10 protein-coding genes and 1 pseudogene are annotated in these 15765 nt (G+C 64.6%); 5 read left to right on the top strand and 6 right to left on the bottom strand.

Translation table 11 applies throughout. The features are described from left to right. Positions 1-15: 15 nt before the first annotated feature. From purM to L8F45_RS08480, 4 genes are all read left to right on the top strand, one after another. A complete protein-coding gene (purM, locus tag L8F45_RS08495) occupies positions 16-1089 on the top strand; it encodes a phosphoribosylformylglycinamidine cyclo-ligase (RefSeq protein ID WP_342362440.1) in 1074 nt (357 codons plus the stop codon). Between the two features lie 9 nt (positions 1090-1098). Further along, the gene (purN, locus tag L8F45_RS08490; RefSeq protein ID WP_342362439.1) at positions 1099-1749 is read left to right on the top strand and encodes a phosphoribosylglycinamide formyltransferase; all 651 of its coding nucleotides are present in this window, start codon (positions 1099-1101) and stop codon (positions 1747-1749) included. A 253-nt stretch (positions 1750-2002) separates the two neighbouring features. Then, positions 2003-6043 carry a Pls/PosA family non-ribosomal peptide synthetase gene (locus L8F45_RS08485; protein ID WP_342362438.1) on the top strand — a complete coding sequence of 1347 codons (4041 nt, stop codon included), beginning with the start codon at positions 2003-2005 and terminating at the stop codon, positions 6041-6043. Between the two features lie 14 nt (positions 6044-6057). Continuing rightward, positions 6058-6675, top strand: coding sequence for a 4'-phosphopantetheinyl transferase superfamily protein (locus tag L8F45_RS08480; protein WP_342362437.1), 618 nt, complete (start codon positions 6058-6060; stop codon positions 6673-6675). 10 nt (positions 6676-6685) lie between these two features. Here L8F45_RS08480 and L8F45_RS08475 read toward each other — a convergent pair whose 3' ends face one another. From L8F45_RS08475 to L8F45_RS08460, 4 genes are all read right to left on the bottom strand, one after another. Then, positions 6686-7051, bottom strand: a complete 366-nt coding sequence (locus L8F45_RS08475; RefSeq protein WP_342362436.1) for a hypothetical protein — start codon at positions 7049-7051, stop codon at positions 6686-6688. A 33-nt stretch (positions 7052-7084) separates the two neighbouring features. Next, positions 7085-9184 (bottom strand): molybdopterin-containing oxidoreductase family protein, encoded by a 2100-nt coding sequence (locus tag L8F45_RS08470; RefSeq protein WP_342362435.1) that lies wholly within the window; start codon positions 9182-9184, stop codon positions 7085-7087. 111 nt (positions 9185-9295) lie between these two features. Then, positions 9296-9718, bottom strand: a complete 423-nt coding sequence (gene ndk / locus L8F45_RS08465; RefSeq protein ID WP_342362434.1) for a nucleoside-diphosphate kinase — start codon at positions 9716-9718, stop codon at positions 9296-9298. A 123-nt stretch (positions 9719-9841) separates the two neighbouring features. After that, positions 9842-10546, bottom strand: a complete 705-nt coding sequence (locus L8F45_RS08460) for an aquaporin (protein WP_342362433.1) — start codon at positions 10544-10546, stop codon at positions 9842-9844. A 349-nt stretch (positions 10547-10895) separates the two neighbouring features. Between L8F45_RS08460 and L8F45_RS08455 the strand changes: the two genes are divergently transcribed. Continuing rightward, the gene (locus L8F45_RS08455) at positions 10896-12770 is read left to right on the top strand and encodes an ABC-F family ATP-binding cassette domain-containing protein (protein WP_342363397.1); all 1875 of its coding nucleotides are present in this window, start codon (positions 10896-10898) and stop codon (positions 12768-12770) included. Between the two features lie 681 nt (positions 12771-13451). Here L8F45_RS08455 and L8F45_RS08450 read toward each other — a convergent pair. Continuing rightward, positions 13452-14387 (bottom strand): annotated as a pseudogene (locus L8F45_RS08450) (serine hydrolase domain-containing protein); the annotation flags it as partial. A gap of 5 nt (positions 14388-14392) precedes the next feature. After that, positions 14393-15688, bottom strand: coding sequence for an ArgE/DapE family deacylase (locus L8F45_RS08445; RefSeq protein WP_342362431.1), 1296 nt, complete (start codon positions 15686-15688; stop codon positions 14393-14395). Between the last annotated feature and the right edge of the window lie 77 nt (positions 15689-15765).

The raw sequence follows: 15765 nt of genomic DNA, 5'->3' as shown, positions 1-15765 counted from the left end.
CATGAGATGGAGCCGATGAGCGAAGCGCGCCGGAACGGCCTGACCTATGCCGATGCGGGCGTCGATATCGATGCAGGCGCGGCGATGGTCGAAGCTATCAAGCCGTACGTTCGCGACACGCGCAGGCCAGGCGCCGATGCGGAACTCGGCGGCTTCGGCGGCCTCTTCGATCTCAAGGCAGCCGGTTTCAAGGATCCGATTCTGGTCGCGGCCAACGATGGCGTCGGCACCAAGGTCAAGATCGCGATCGAGTCAGGCTTGCACGACACGATCGGGATCGATCTCGTCGCCATGTGCGTGAACGATCTCGTCGTGCAGGGCGCCGAGCCGCTGTTCTTCCTCGACTACTACGCGACGGGAAAGCTCGATCCGGCCGCCGGCGCAGCGGTCGTCAAAGGCGTCGCGCTCGGCTGCAAGGAGGCGGGTTGCGCTCTGATCGGCGGCGAGACCGCGGAGATGCCGGGCCTCTACGCCAGGGGCGACTATGACCTCGCTGGCTTCGCCGTCGGCGCCGTCGAGCGCGACGGCGTGCTGCCGCGCAAGGATGTCGGCGAGGGCGACGTTATCCTTGGCCTGCCGTCGTCGGGCGTTCATTCCAACGGCTATTCGCTCGTCCGCCGCATTGTGTCCGATGCAGGCCTCGAATGGTCGACCCCGTCGCCCTTCGCGGCCGGCCAGAGCCTGGCTCAGGCGCTGCTGACGCCGACCCGCATCTATGTCCGCTCGGTTCTGGCGGCGCAGCGCAAGACGGGGGCGCTCAAGGCGCTCGCCCATATCACCGGCGGCGGCTTCTGGGAGAACATCCCGCGCGTGCTGCCGGCCGACAAGGCCGCGCGAATCGACCTGAATAAAGTTTCCGTTCCACCTGTTTTCGCTTGGCTTTCCAGGATGGGTGGGGTGACCGAACACGAGATGCTACGCGCTTTTAACTGCGGCGTGGGCATGATCATCGTCGTCGCTGCGGCCGACGCCGCGGCGGTCGCTGAAGCGTTGCGCGAAGCAGGCGAGTCTCCGGTTGAGCTTGGCCATATGGTCGAGCGCGGCGACGGCGCAGCCGTGCAGGTGACGGGGCGGCTGGCGATTGGCTGAGGGGTGAGCATGGGCAGGGTCAGGACCGGCGTTCTCATTTCCGGCCGCGGCTCGAACATGAGCGCGCTCATCGAGGCCGCGAAGAACGACGCCTTTCCTGCTGAAATCGTTGTCGTTCTCGCCAACAACATTGACGCGCCCGGCCTCAACGCCGCGCGCGAGGCCGGCGTCAAGAACGCCGGCATTATCAGCAGCTCCTTCCCCGATCGGCAGAGCTTCGATCGGGTGCTCGATGAGTCTCTGAGGACCGCCAACGTGTCCCTCGTTTGCCTCGCCGGTTACATGCAGATCCTGTCGCCCTGGTTCGTGGGACGCTGGCTCGGCAAGCTGATCAATATCCACCCGTCCCTGCTGCCGGCTTATCGGGGCCTGCACACCCACAGGAAAGCGATCGCCGACGGCGCGCGCATCCATGGCTGCACGACGCATTTCGTGACGCCCGAACTCGACGCCGGCCCGATCATCATGCAGGCGGCGGTGGCGGTGGCTCCGTCCGACACGGAGGCGAGCCTCGCCGCGCGCGTGCTGGAACAGGAGCATGTGATTTATCCGCGCACCCTCGCCCTCGTCGCATCCGGCCTCGCGCGGCTCAAGGATGGTCGCTGCGTGCTCGACGGCATGGGCGAGCCGCGAGGGTCAATCATCAGCCCCTCGATCTGAGCTGATTTCACATCGCCGGCGCGAGCGATGCCCGCTTGCAACGCTCGTCGCCTTCCTGCGCGCTATCGCGCCATCCCGGATTGTGTTTCCGGCTATTCAGGGTTCATTCAGCGCCCTCGGATCATATGCGTCGTACTTTCAGCGGCCATGAATGAAGGCCGCCGCGACGGTTTACCGACGGTCCGCCGCACCAGAAATCCCGCGAACCGCCAGCGCGGGGTAAGAGGCGACAGGAGCGTCGAGGGGTTGGGCAATGAATCAGCTTCTCTCTGAGCCGACGACGACAATGCTGTTTGGCGGCGCGCGTCCGGACATTATTCGCACGGAAACGCTGGCGGACATCTTCCGTGAGACCGCCGGCCGTCTTGGCGACAAGATCGCGATCACCCTGATCGGCACGGACGAAAAGCTCACTTACGCCGAGCTCGACCGCCGTTCGTCGAAGGTGGCGGCGGCGCTCGCCGCGCGCGGCGTGAAACGCGGCGACTTCGTCGGACTCTGGTTCAGGCGCTCGATCGACCTGCATGTCGCGATGATCGGCATCGCGAAGTCAGGCGCGGCTTTCATCCCCTTCGACGCTGACGCGCCGGCCGAGCGCATCGCCACAAGCCTTTACGATTGCGGCGCAACCATCCTCGTCTCGCATGAGGCGCTCGCCTCCGAGACCCGCAAGCTGCCGGTGACGGTGCTCGAACTCGACATGCTGCTCGCGGCGCCGGCGAATGGCGTCGTGCCGGAAGGGCCGAAATCCGACAGCGCGGCCTACGCGATCTACACCTCGGGCTCGACGGGCAAGCCCAAGGGCATCGTCATCACCCATCGCAACATCACGCACTATCTCCGCTCGGGGAATGTCGCCATCGACATGCGCGAGGAGGACATCGTCTTCCAGGGCGCGTCGGTCGCGTTCGATCTCTCGATGGAGGAGATCTGGATTCCCTACCTCGTCGGCGCGACGCTGAAGGTGGCGTCGTCGACGGTGCTGAAGGACACCGACAATCTCCCCGAGACGATCGTGCGCGAAGGGATCAGCGTGCTCGACGTCGTGCCGACCATGCTCACCATGCTCGATCGCGACATGGAGACGGTGCGGCTGATCATCACCGGCGGCGAAGCGATGACGTCGGCGCTCGTCGACCGCTGGTCGCGTCCGGGCCGCCGCATCCTCAACACCTATGGCCCGACCGAGACGACCGTCGTCGCCACCTTCGCCGAATGCGTCAAAGGCGAGCCCGTGACGATCGGCGTGCCGATCCCGAACTACAGCGCCTATGTCGTCAACGAGCAGCTCCAACCGGTCGGCCCGAACGAGGTCGGCGAATTGCTTGTCGGCGGTCCGGGAGTTGCGCAGGGCTACATCAACCTGCCTGAGATGACGGCGAAGAAATTCGTCGCCAATCCCTTCGGCTCCGCTGCGGCTGGCGACCCCATCCTCTATCGCACCGGCGACGCGGTCAGCGTCGACGCCTATGGCCGCATCATTTTCCATGGCCGCATCGACGATCAGGTGAAGATCCGCGGCTATCGCATCGAGCTTGGCGAGATCGAATCCCTTATCGCCGACGAGCCCGGCGTGAAGGCCGCCGCCGTCGCGGTTCACAAGGATGGCGCGGGCGGCGACGTGCTCGTCGCGCATGTGGTGCCGGCGAGCGCTTCCTTCGATCCGCAGGCGACGAAGAAGGCGCTGGTCGCAAAGCTGCCGCCCTACATGGTGCCGCCGCTATGGCGCACGCACGCCGAATTGCCGCGCATGATCTCCGGCAAGGTCGACCGCAAGGCGCTCGCCGCCATGCTGCTCGACATGAGCGCCGCGTCCGAGCCGCAGGAAGAGGCCCGCACGCCGACTGAAGCCGCCCTGCTCGCGTCGGCGCAGAAGGTCTTCACCGGCATGGCCATCCCGTTCGAGGCGGATTTCTTCACCGAGCTCGGCGGCCATTCGCTGATTGCGGCGCGATTCATTTCCGCCGTGCGCGAAACGCCATCGCTGGCGAGCATCACGCTTCAGGACGTCTATCAGCAGCGCACGCTGCGCAAACTCGCAGCCGTCCTCGACGAGCGCCGCGGCGATGGCCGCGAGCCGCCGCCCGATCTCGGCTTCGCCCCGCCGCCCTTTGCGCGCCGCTTCTGGTGCGCAGTCGCGCAGACCGCCGCGCTGCCGCTGATCCTCGGCCTCTCGACCGCGCAATGGCTTGGCGTGTTCCTGACCTACATGATGTTCCTGCAGGGCGCGAACTACAGCTTCCTGCAAATGGCGCTGGTGCTGTCGGCCGCCTATGGCGGCATCAAGTTCGGCTCGGTGTTCCTGGTCATCGCGCTGAAATGGCTGATCATCGGCAAGGTGAAGCCGGGCCGCTATCCGCTCTGGGGCGCTTACTATTATCGCTGGTGGCTGGTATCCCGCCTGTATGCGCTGGGCAATCCCTCCTATCTCGCGAATTCGCCGATCATGCGCTTCTATCTGCGCGCGCTTGGCGCGAAGGTCGGCAATGACGCCATGATCGCGCATGCGGAATTCGGCGCGCCCGACCTCGTCGAGATCGGCGCCTGGGCCTCGATCGGCCACAAGGCAGTCATCGCCAACGCCGAGATTGATGGCAATGAGCTTGTCATCGGCCGCGTCGTCATCGGCGACAACTCCTATATCGGCAACCAGTCGATCATCGCGTCGGACTGCGTCATCGGACATGACGCGCGACTCGATGATCTCACCGCCCTTTTGCCGGGAACAGTCGTCGCGCCCTACGAGACCTGGGAAGGATCGCCCGCGCGCAAGACCGGCGTGCTCGATCCCGCCGAACTCGCCACCAACCCGACGGTGTCGAAGACGCGCAAGAACCTGCTCTTCGCGATCTACGCCACGCTCATTCTTGTGGTGCAGGTGATCGGCCTTCTGCCGATCTTCCCGGCCTTCTTCGTGTTCGACAAGGCGGAGAGCTTCCTGCTCGACACGCTGCCTTCGGTCGAATGGTATCACGCGCTGTTCCCGCTCGCCTGGCTGATGAGCGCAGCGCTGGTGATCTTCACGCTGGCGATCGTCATCGCGTTGCGCTGGATCATCATGCCGACGCGCCTGAAGGAAGGCACTTATTCCATTCACTCCCTGATGCATCTCAGGCAGTGGACGATGAATCTCATCAGCGAAGTCTCGCTCGACACGCTGTCTTCGCTCTACGCCACGACTTATATGCGCGCCTGGTATCGGCTGATGGGCGCGAAGATCGGCAAGGGCGCGGAAATCTCGACCAATCTCGGCGGCCGCTACGATCTCGTCGAGATTGGCGCGAACAGCTTCATGGCGGACGAATGCGTGCTCGGCGACGAGGACGTGCAGCGCGGATGGATGACGCTGCGCCGCACGATCATCAAGGACCACGTCTTCGTCGGCAACAACGCGGTCATTCCGCACGGCTCACATCTTGCCGAAGGCACGCTGATCGGCGTCAAATCGATGGTTCCGGCGTCGGGCGAAACCCAACCGGGCGAAACCTGGTTCGGCTCGCCGCCGATCAAATTCCCGGTGCGCCAGAAATTCGGCGAGCCCGGCGCGAACTGGACCTACGAGCCCTCGTTCGGGAAGAAGCTTACGCGCGCTTTGTTTGAGGCGCTGCACACGACCTTCCCCAATGCGCTGTTCATCACGCTCGGCTCACTGTCCGTCGAATTCATCGAACCCTACTACGCCAATGGCGACTATCTCGGCGCGCTTGGCGTGTTTCTTGTGGTGAGTTGCCTGCTGCCAGTCTCCATGACGCTCGCGGTCGCGGCGATCAAATGGGCGACGATGGGCGTCTACAAGCCGGTCGCGAAGCCGATGTGGTCATTCTGGGCGATGCGCACGGAGGCCGTCGCGGTGCTCTACTGGGGTCTCGCTGGACGCGTTCTACTTGACCATCTCAAGGGCACGTTCTGGCTGCCGATGGCGTTGCGGCTGTTCGGCACGAAGGTCGGCAAAGGCGTCTATCTCAACACGACCGACCTGACCGAGTTCGACTGCTGCACGATCGGCGACTACGCCGTGATGAATGATCTCTCCTGCCTGCAGACGCATCTCTATGAGGATCGCATCATGAAGGTCGGCCGCGTGGAGATCGGCAAGGGCGTGACCATCGGCGCCTTTTCGACCGTGCTTTACGACACCAAAATCGGCGACTTCGCGCAGATCGGAAATCTCTCGCTGATCATGAAGGGCGAAAACCTACCGCCGCATACGCGCTGGGCGGGCGCTCCCGCCGAGCCTATCCGCGAGCATGCGGCGCAAGCCGCGCACACGCCGGCGCTCGCCGCGGCGGCGTAGCGTTCGCGATTCACATGGCCGAATTCAAGGGCGCGCCGCCGATCCTCGCGATCGACGGCGCGGCCGCGTGGCTGATTCCGAACGCGCCGCGCGGCGGCCGGGCGCATTATCAACTCGCTTCTGAAAAGCTGTCGGCGACCCTGGGACGAAGCGTCGTCGTTTCGCAACGCCCGAGCGGTCGCCCGCGTCTCGATGCGCCGGACCTCGAACTCGGCGTCTCGCTCTCCTATCGCGATGGATCTCTGCTCGTCGGCTATTCCGCGCACCACGCGGTCGGCGCCGATATCGAGCCTGACGATCCCGGTCTCGACCCCATCGCGCTGGCGAAAGATCATTTCGCGGCAGCCGAAGCGCTGGCGATCGCAAACGAGCGGGATGTGACGGCGCAGCGCGATCTCTTCTTTCGCCTCTGGGTGGCGAAAGAGGCCGTGCTGAAAGCGACAGGCCGCGGAATCTATGACGGGCTCGACCAGCCCGATTTTTCCGGCGCGCTTGCGACGTTGCAACAGGATGGCGCCGAGCTTCGCTTTGCCACCGCCTCGCGCGCCCCGCCGGGACGCGCCGCAGTTTCGACAATCAAACAGGCCGGCGCGCCGGCGCTCTATCTCGGGCTTGCTCGGCTCGACGTCTAGGTCGCCTGCTTCACGCGCCTGGCGGGCGCTTCAACTGGCACTTGTCGAGATTTTCCAGCGCCCGCGGGCGAACGGCGTCGGGGAAGTAGCCGTTGTTCCGGAGGAAATCGAGTTCGTCCTTGTTCATGCCGGCGATCGTGGCCTTGGCGTAGCAGGAGCAGGGCGAATGCACCGCCTCCTGCGTCGTGCTCATCAGGCGCGACTGCACAAACAGGCACTGGTCGAAAACCTTGAGCGACAGGAGGTAAGGCGTCGCATTTTTCATCTGCGGATCGACGCGCGCGTCGCCTGCCGGAGGCGGCGCCGCGCCGGCGAAAGCGGCCGTCGCCGCGGACAGGAAAAGCGCAGCAAGCGCAAAACGACTGGCAATGGCCATCAGAAACCCCGCAATGAATCGAACGCTCCGGCCTTACTGGATCGGCGCGACCTTGCGAAGTGCGACACGATTGTCGTGGAAAGCCGCCCCGCCAAAGGGCGCGACCGCATCGGCGCCAGTCAGCGAGTTGATTCCCCTGCCCTCGTGATGCGCCCCGTTCGGCCAGATGCCCTCCGCGATCAGCACGCCGCGGCGCACGCCGTCGAACAGCTTCGCATGGAGCCTGACCGTTCCGCGCTCGTTGGAAAGATCGACCTGATCGCCATCAACGAGCCCGGCCGCCGCCGCGTCGTCAGGATGGATCATCACCTCGGGCCGCTTCTCGCGCGCGATCCCGCTCGGCGTCTCCGCGAAGGTCGAATTGAGGAACGAGCGCGACGGCGAGGTCGCGAGCCGGAACGGATGCTCTTCGGTCGCTTCCTCGATCACGCCCCAATGGTCGGGCAGCGAAGGCATCTCGGCCCAAGGCCCCATCGGCCCTTCATTGGCGTAAGGCGTCTTCGGCCAGTCCGGCTTGAATTTGAACTTGCCGTCGCGGTAGCCGAACCCGTTGATGAAATGCGCGCGCTCGAGCGAGGGCTGCACGTCGAGCCACTTCGCCCGTTCGAGATCGGCGAGGCTTCCGTAACCTGAGTCCTGAAGCGTCCGCTCGATCAGTTCGCGCGGGCTCATGTCGAAGCCGGGATGTTCGGCCCCGACGCGCTTCGCCAGCGCGACCACAACCTCGTGATTGTTGCGGCAGCCTTCCGGCGGATCGACGATCTTCGGACCCAGCATCACATGCTGATGGCCGCCGCCCTGATAGATGTCGTCATGTTCAAGGAACATTGTCGCCGGCAACACGATGTCCGCCATGGCGGCGGTGTCGGTCATGAACTGCTCATGCACACAGGTGAAGAGATCCTCGCGCGCGAAGCCACGTTTCACTTTCTCCTGCTCCGGCGCGACATTCACCGGATTGGTGTTCTGGATGAAGAGCGCCTTCACCGGGCCGCCGCCGCGCAACGCTTCCGCATCGCCCGTCAGAACGCGTCCGATCTGCGACTGGTCAAGAACCCGGATTTTCGGATCGATGACGTCGAGACCTTCGATCACGCTCTTGCGCCAGGTGTAGATGGCGCGGTTGTTGTGGAACGCGCCGCCGCCTTCATATTGCCAGCAGCCGGTGACGCAGGCGATCGACAGCGCCGCATGCATGTTGACGGCGCCGTTGCGCTGCCGGCCGAAACCATAGCCGAGCCGGAAGTAAGTGCGCTTCGTCTCGCCGACGAGCTTCGCGAACGCCTCGATCTCCGCGACGGGCAGCCCCGTGATATCAGACGCCCATTCCGGCGTGCGGCTCTTCACATGCGCTTCGAGTTCGCGCGGATGATCCGTGTATGTCTCGAGATAATCCCAATCGGCGTAACCGTCGCGGAAGAGGATATGCATCACGGCGCAGGCGAGCGCGCCGTCGGTGCCCGGCCGCAGGCAGAGCGCCATATCGGCCTGCTGCATCGTCGCATTGTTATAGACGTCGATGGCGACGATCTTGGCGCCGCGCTCCTTCCGCGCCCGCACCGCATGGGTCATGACGTTGACCTGCGTCGCAACCGCATTGGTGCCCCAGATCACGACGCAATCAGCCTTCGCCATCTCGCGCGGATCGGGCCCCATCAATTTGCCCGTGCCTGCGATGAAGCCGACCCAGGCCATGTTGACGCAGATCGTCCCGTAGAAGCCCGAATATTTCTTGGCGTGACGCAGGCGGTTGATGCCGTCGCGCATCACGAAGCCCATGGTGCCGGCGTAGTAGTAGGGCCAGACCGATTCAGAGCCATGCTCGCGCTCGGCCTTCAGCAGCGCCTCCGCCGTGCGATCGAGCGCCTCGTCCCACGAGATTTCGCGGAACTGCTTCGAGCCCTTGGGGCCGACGCGCAACAGCGGTTTCGTCAGACGGTCGGGATGATTGATGCGCTCGGAATAGCGCGCGACCTTCGCGCAGATGACGCCGGCGGTGTAGCTGTTGTCCTTCGCGCCATGCAGGCGGCCGATCGTCTTGCCGTCGATGACCTCGACGTCGAGCGCGCAGGTCGACGGGCAGTCATGCGGGCAGGCGGAATGGCCGATGGTCTTGCGGACGGGCGCGTTCATTCCGGGGACTCTCGCGAAACCGGCAAATTGCCGGAGCCGCCGGCAAACTCAAGCGGAAATGAAAACGGCGGGCTTATCGCCCGCCGCTGTTTAGAGTCAGGCGTCGGCCGTTCAGCCGACGATCTCGTTGCCCGAGAAGAACTGGGCGATCTCGATCGCCGCCGTCTCCGGCGCGTCCGAGCCGTGCACCGAATTCTCGCCGACCGACAGGGCGTAGAGCTTGCGGATCGTGCCCTCGGCGGCGTTCGCCGGGTTCGTCGCGCCCATCACTTCGCGATACTTCGCGATGGCGTTGTCGCCCTCGAGCACCTGCACGACCACCGGCTCGGAGATCATGAAATCGACGAGCTCGCCGAAGAAGGGACGCTCCTTGTGGACGGCGTAGAACGCCTGCGCCTGCTCTTTGGTCATCTGGATGCGCTTCTGCGCCACGATGCGCAGGCCCGCCTTCTCGATGACCGCATTGATCGCGCCCGTGAGGTTACGCTTGGTCGCGTCGGGCTTGATGATCGAAAAAGTGCGCTGCGCGGCCATCGCGGGTCCTGTCTGAAACGGAAAGTGCGCGGCTTATATCGGCGCGTCCCCGGACCGACAAGGCGTTCGCAGATGCGAAAAAGGGCCCTCGCGGGCCCTTTCCGATGACAGGCTTAAGCCGGATCAGGCTTCCAGCGTCTTCGTCTTGAACAGCAGGCCGGCGACATAGCCGCCGATCAGCGGGGCGACGATGAACAGCCAGAGCTGGGCGATGGCGGTCCCGCCGACGAACAGGGCAGGCCCGATCGAACGGGCCGGATTGAGCGAATTGCCGCTGATCGGAACATTGACCAGATGCAACGCCGCGAGCGTCAGGCCAATCGCCAGTCCGGCCGCAACACCCCCGCCCGACTTGGAGGTCGCGCCGAGAATGCAGACCAGAAACAGAAACGTGCCGACCGCTTCAGCGATGAAGGCTGAAACCATCGAGTAGCCTTTCGCGGCGTCCCAACCGGTCTGGCCGAGGCCGGCGGCGGCTACGTCATAGCCGCCCGCCTTGCCGCTGAGAATGATGTACAGGACCGCCGCGCCGACGATCGCGCCCGCGACCTGCGCAACGATATAGCCAGGCACCTCCGACGTCTCCATGCGGCCGGCCGCCCAGACCCCGACTGTCACGGCCGGATTGATATGGCAGCCGGACACCGGGCCGATGCCGTAGGCCATCGCTGTCACAGCCAGACCAAACGCCAGACCAATCGGCAGAACAGCGAGAAAACCCGCGCCCCCACCGCCAAGGACGCCGCCAAGACCGCCAGCCGTCACCGCGCCACAACCAATCAACACGAGCGCCGCCGAGCCGATGAATTCGGCGATGTATTTTTTCATGAGAGGCCCCCTAGGCGAATCCAGCTCTGCGTGGCTGGGACTCGAACCTAGTTCCCGATTCGACAAAAGTATACGACGTTGGGGAAGACGAGCTTTGCATCACGCGCCGCGACCAATAACGACCGCGACCACCGCTGTCGCGATGCCAAACAGTAGACAGATAATCGCCAGCGCTGGCAGCGCGCGAATTCCGAGCGGCTTCCAGATGAACATGTCGAATCGCCTCGTCTCCCCTTCGCCGGCTGTGGAAAGTCGAGCGGGCTGCGGAAGGGCCGATTTGCGGCGCGATTATGTCGGCTCCGTAACGTGTCTTGCGCGCATCATGCGGCTGCGCGAGAAGCGCCGCGCCATGCTGCACGTCAACGACCTGACTTACCGGATCGGCTCGCGCCTTCTCTTCGACAAGGCGACTGTCGCTCTTCCGCCGAACGCGAAAGTCGGCTTCGTCGGCCGCAACGGCACGGGCAAGACGACCTTGTTCCGCATCGCGCTTGGCGAATTGCACACCGAGACCGGCGGCGCCTCGATCCCGAAGAATGCGCGCATCGGCAGCGTGGCGCAGGAAGTTCCATCGGGTCCCGAGACGCTGATGGAGGTCGTGCTCGCGGCCGATCGCGAACGCGCCGCGCTGATGGCGGAACGCGAGCATGCCGCCGATCCCGCGCGCATCGCCGACATCGAGACGCGGCTCGCTGATATCGGCGCCTATTCCGCCGAAGCGCGCGCCGGCGCGATCCTGCATGGCCTCGGCTTCGATGCTGAGGCGCAGCAGCGCCCCTGCTCCGATTTCTCCGGCGGCTGGCGCATGCGCGTCGCGCTTGCGGCAGTGCTGTTCTCCGAGCCCGATCTCTTGCTGCTCGACGAGCCCACCAACTATCTCGATCTCGAAGGCACGCTCTGGCTGTACGACTATCTCGCGCGCTATCCGCGCACGGCGATCATCATCAGCCACGATCGCGAACTGCTCGACACCGCGGTCGATCACATCCTGCATCTCGATCAGGGAAAGCTGACGCTCTATCGCGGCGACTACACCTCGTTCGATCGCCAGCGCCGCGAGAAGATGGTTCTGCAGGTGAAGGCGCGCGACAAGCAGGAGGCCGAGCGAAAACATCTCCAGGCTTTCGTCGATCGCTTCCGCGCCAAGGCGAGCAAGGCGCGTCAGGCGCAGTCGCGCATCAAACGGCTGGAAAAAATGGAGCCGGTGGCCGCCATCGTCGACAGCGAGGTCGCGCCCTTCTATCTCCCGGCGCCGCAGAAGCCGCTCGCGCCGCCGCTCATCACCTTCGAGAAAGTCAGCGCCGGCTATGGTGAACGCGTCGTGCTGCGCGGTCTTGATCTGACGCTCGCGCCTGACGATCGCATCGCGCTGCTCGGCGCGAACGGCAACGGCAAGTCGACCTTCTCGAAACTGCTGGCGCGCCGGCTCGATCCGCTTGGCGGCGAAATCCGCCAGTCGAAGAAGCTCGACGTCGCCTATTTCGCCCAGCATCAGGTCGACGAACTCGACGTCAAACGCACGGCGCTCGATCATGTCGCCGATCTCATTCCCGACGCCTATGAATCCGTGAAGCGCGCAAGAGCGGCGCAGCTTGGTTTTCCCGCGAGCAAGGTCGAGACCCCCGTCGCGAACTTGTCAGGCGGCGAGAAGGCGCGGCTGCAGTTGGGTCTCGCGGCCTTTCACGGTCCGCACATGCTGGTGCTGGACGAGCCTACCAACCATCTCGACATCGACAGCCGCGCCGCGCTTGCCGAAGCGATCAACGACTATCCCGGCGCGGTGATCCTCGTCAGCCACGATCGCTATCTCATCGAAGCGACCTGCGAACGTCTCTGGCTCGTCGCCAATGGGACGGTGAAGCCGTTCGACGGCGATCTCGACGATTACCGCAAACTTATTCTGTCGGGCGATCTCGATAGCGCGTCTGCCTCGAAGAAAGAGCGCGCGCGGGAGGCGGCCGAACGCGCGTCCACGGAAAAGCCGCAGGCGGAAAAGCGCTCCTCGCTGTCAGGTCTGCGCAAGCGTGTCGACGCGACGGAGACACGCATGGCGAAGCTGCACGATCTCATGGCGCGCGTCGACACGGCGCTTGCCGACAGCGATCTCTATGCGAAGCAGCCGGACAGAGTGGCGGAACTCACGCGCCAGCGCGGCGAACTCGAAAGCGCGCTTGTCGCGGCCGAGAACGAATGGCTGGAGTTGACGACCGCGCTGGAGGCCTGATTTCGCCGCGCTTTCAGCGCGGATTCTTGCGCTGGACCCCGGACACGGTTCCGCTTCACTTCGTTTCGCTTCACCGTTCCGGGGACGGCGACAGCTTCAACGTTTCAAATTGACGCTCCCTCCGTCCCCGGTTTCATGAAGTGAGCGAAGCGAACGGAATGAAGACCGGGGCCCAGCGAAAGACTCGCGAGCGGCTTGCTACGTCGAAGCAAAGCCAATGGCTTTGCGAAGACGAAAGCGAGCGCATCACTTCACTTTGTAGCGCGCTCTCGCTTCCTTCTCCGCGGCCGCCTTCGTCAACAGTCGCGTGCCCGCAAAAACGACTTCCTTCGCCTTGCCGCCGCGGCCCATCACAAGGCTCGCAGGTTCGCCATAGCTGCTGTAACCCTCGCCTGCGGTGATCACGCCGCGGCCGCGCCCTGTCACTGAAATCTGCGGCGCATCGGTGAACGGGTTGGGAAAAGCCGGCGTCGCCACGAACACCTTGTCGCCCATCGGCACCATGTCGAGCACGCCCCACAAACTCCACCAGCGGCCGGCCCATGCTCTGTGAGCGCGCGGCGGCGCGCCATTCTTTTCGAACGCCTGCAGGATATGGAGCACGCCATCGCCAAGACCCGCCGCGAGGCGATCGGCGCTGTTCGTCAGCAACGACACGGTCAGCTCCTTCGACGGGATCATCGTCGTGCGCGTGATCACGCCGGGGAAACCGCCGCTATGGCCGAACCAGTCCCAGCCGCCGGTCCGTCCGCCGATAATGCCAAGTCCGTAATAGCCTTCGATCGAGGCCTGCGGATTGCGCCACAGCCGCCGCGTCATCTCGCGCCGGCTCGCTGGCGACAGGACGCTCCGCTTCGCCTGCGGCGAGAGCTGCCCAAAGAAGCGTGCGAGATCGCGCGCCGTGCTGACAAAGCCGGTCGCCGACGCCATCGCGAAGGTCGAGTAATTCGCCGGGATGACATAGCGCTTGCCGAAGAGAGTCTTCGTCGCATGGCCCGACGCCAGCGGAACGCCGCGTGGGACCGGCGCGTCGGGATAGGTTTCCCTGAGGCCCGCCGCCGCCACGACCTCGCGCGCGATGAAGTCGTTCCAGGTCTCTCCCGTGATCGACTCGATGATCAATCCGAGCAGTCCGAAACCGTGATTGGAATATTTGAAGCGCGTGCTCGCTTCCAGAGTTGGCGGAAGCGTCAAGTCCGCGCGCAGCTCCGCATAGTTGAGAAAGGCGCGGCGATGCGCCCATTGCCCCGTATCCGGGCCGTCGCGCACGATGCCGGCGCCATGCGAAACCAGTTGCGCGATCGTCGCCGACGCCACCCTGGGATGAAGCCCCGTGACATATTTTCCGGCGGGATCGTCGAGCGTGAGTTTGCCGCGCTCGCGCAGCAGCATGATTCCGGTCGCCGTGAAACTCTTGGAGTGCGACGCGACGCGGAAGCGATGCGCCGGCGTCAGCGCCGTCTTCGCCTTGATGTCTGCGAGGCCGAGGGCTTTCTCATAGATGATCTTGTCGCGATGGGCGATGGCGAGCGAGCAGCCCGGCGCCTCCGCCTGCTCGAGCTGGAACGACAGCCATTGCGGGACATAGTCGAGCGCGGCCCCCAGCCACTTCTCCATGGTGATTACTCCGCGAGAGGTTCGAGGCCGCACCAGTCGGCGATGAAAAGCGCGAGCGTGCGCGTGCAGCGACGGATCGATTCCACGTCGCATCTTTCGTCGATGCCATGCACTTCAAGCCCCGTGGGGCCATAGACCAGCACCGGCATCTCGCCATAGAGCGCCGGCACGCGCGCATCGAGATAGGCCGGCATCACGCGCGAATGGAGCGGCTTATTGTTGGCGGCGACGCTCGCTTCGCGAAGCGCATTCTCGGCGTCGCTGCCGGGCTTCAATTCGAACCCTTCGCAGAAGAAGCCGTGCCACACCACTTTCGGCGGATTGTTGGCGAGCGCGGTATCCTTCTTCGCCGCCGCGGCGACGCAAGCCTCGACGTCGCGCTTCACCTCCTCGGCGCTGATCCCGGGATACATGGCGAAGCGGAATTCGATCTCGCACCAGGCAGGCACCATCGACGTCCAGTCGCCGCCCCTGATCTGTCCGAGGTTGAGATTGATCGGATGGGGATCGTTGGCGAACAGCGGATGATTGACGCGCTCGGCGTTGTATTTCGCCTCAAGCTCACGCAACGCGCCGGCGAGGCGATAGGCGGCGTCGATCGCGTTGAAGCCCGACTGCATCTCGCGCGTGTGCGCCGGCCGCCCGCGCACCTCGATCATGAACCAGACCACGCCGGCGTTGGCGCGCGTGATCGTCTCATTCGACGGCTCCGGGCAGAACCAGGCGTCGGCCTTGTAGCCGCGCACGAGCGAAGACAGCGCGCCATTGCCGGTGGATTCCTCGTCCATCACGGTTTCGAGATGCACAGTGCCCGCCGGCTGGAATCCGGCGGCGCGGATCGCATCCATGGCGAAGATGTTGATCGCGGTTCCCGCCTTCATATCGGCGCCGCCGCGGCCATAGAGCCAGCCGTCCTTCACTTTGGGATCGAATGGCGGATCGGCCCACATGTCGACGGGCCCTGAGGGCACCACGTCGATATGCGAATTGAGGATCAGCGACCTGCCCTTCTCCGCGCGCGGCCGATGCGAGCCGACGACGCACCAGGCCTGCTCATAGCTGACCGCAATCGGCGAGAAGCCGGGATGATGCCTGATGTCTTCCTCGCGCACGCGCCAGCGATCCATGGCGTAGCCGCGCTTCGTCAGCGCCGCATGGATGAAGTCCTGCACCGGCGCTTCATTGCCGCGCAGCGACGGAAATCGGACGAGGTCCTTCGTGAACTCGATCTGGGCATCGAACGCTGCCTCGACGGCGGCCAGAATTTTCTCGCGGGCGTTGGAGATGACGGCATCATTCATAGGCATGCTCGAACTGGACATCATCAGTTTATCGCCGCGTCCGGACTTGTCCCATCCTCCACGTCTTTTAACCTATG

Source organism: Terrirubrum flagellatum (genome assembly GCF_022059845.1).
Lineage (GTDB): Bacteria > Pseudomonadota > Alphaproteobacteria > Rhizobiales > Beijerinckiaceae > Terrirubrum > Terrirubrum flagellatum.
The sequence above is the reverse complement of the archived record's forward strand: the minus strand, read 5'-3'. Positions and strand labels throughout refer to the sequence as shown.